Consider the following 352-nt stretch of genomic DNA (forward strand, 5'->3'; position numbering starts at 1 on the left):
CGAAGCGGCTCCCGGTCCGGCCCGCGATGATGATGCATGCAGCCGCCAGGGTCGGCCACAGCGCCACGTAGCCGGGGAACTGCTGCTGGACCTGCAGCAGCAGCCCGCAGCTGACCATGGCGGCGAGGCCGAACCAACCGAGGATGATCCGTACCCGCGGTCCGAAGGTCAGGTATGGCAGCGCGAGCGCGAGCAGCGATCCCAGGGCGAACTCCCACAGGCGCGTGCGCGTGTCGAAATAGGCGTAGGACTGGTTCGTGGCAGTCTGCCACACGGAGAAGGCCAGCGACGCGGCGAACACGCCGCCGAAGATGACGGCCAGGATGGCACGGTAGCTCACCGCTCTGTAGCT

General features: G+C 67.9%; 1 pseudogene. It reads right to left on the reverse strand.

What is annotated here, in order from left to right:
- A pseudogene (locus tag AC5RVV_RS18270) lies at positions 1–352 on the reverse strand (acyltransferase); the annotation flags it as partial.

The organism is Arthrobacter sp. MDT2-34-1 (assembly GCF_059091365.1).